The 870-nt window shown below is 72.9% G+C and carries 1 protein-coding gene and 1 pseudogene; both read right to left on the reverse strand.

The genetic code is table 11. The features are described 5' to 3' along the window. The coding region (locus ACFQ36_RS23015; protein WP_377017921.1) for a ribulose-phosphate 3-epimerase at window positions 1-319 on the reverse strand (319 nt) is incomplete at its 3' end. Window positions 320-330: 11 nt separating this feature from the next. After that, window positions 331-870: pseudogene (locus ACFQ36_RS23020) on the reverse strand (rRNA small subunit methyltransferase B); the annotation flags it as partial.

An 870-nucleotide genomic window follows, 5' to 3' on the forward strand; every position in this document is an offset into this window, starting at 1 on the left:
CGCGGGCGCGCAGTTCCCGCGCCAGCCGCACCGGGGCCGTCGCCGCCTCGACGTGGAAGGTCACCGAGGCCACGCCGGCGTCGGCGTAGGCCGGCGCCCAGCGGTCCGGATCGGCGATCATCAGGTGTGCGTCCAGCGGTATTGGGCTGACCTTCTGGATCCTGGACACCACCGGCAGCCCGATGGTCAGGTTCGGGACGAAGTGGTTGTCCATCACGTCCACATGCACCGCGTCGGCGCTGCCGATCCGGCGCAGTTCGGCCTCGAGATTGGCGAAGTCGGCGGAGAGGATACTGGGGTTGATGCAGCACTGTGCCATCGAAGAAGGGCCTACTTTCGCCTCAGGAGTGCCATGAACATCGCGTCGGTGCCGTGGATGTGCGGCCAGAGCTGGACGGTGGTGCCGCCGGTGCCGGGTTCGGCCCGGCCCGCCTGCAGCCTGCCCGGCAGGCTGGCAGCATCCAGCGCCGCGGCGGAGTCGAGCAGTTCCAGGTCCTTGCGCCGGCGCAGCATGTCCGCCACGACGGCGGTGGTCTCCGCCGGGTGCGGCGAGCAGGTCACATAGGCGACGATGCCGCCGGGACGGGCCGCCTCCACCGCAGACTCCAGCAGCTGCCGCTGCAGCGGACCGAGCTGGGCCAGGTCCGCAGGCTGGCGCCGCCACCGGGATTCCGGGCGCCGGCGCAAGGCGCCCAACCCGGTGCAGGGCACGTCCACGAGCACCCGGTCGAACCCGCCGGGCTCCTGCCGCCCCAGGTCCCGTCCGTCCCCGACACGCACCTGCCAGGCGTCCGGGTCCACCGGCGCCAGGGCCTTGCGGACCAGCTCGGCACGGTGCCCGGCCGGCTCGTTCGCCAGCAGCGTGGCCCC

The sequence above is a fragment of the Arthrobacter sp. GCM10027362 genome (assembly GCF_042679445.1).
Taxonomy (GTDB): domain Bacteria; phylum Actinomycetota; class Actinomycetes; order Actinomycetales; family Micrococcaceae; genus Crystallibacter.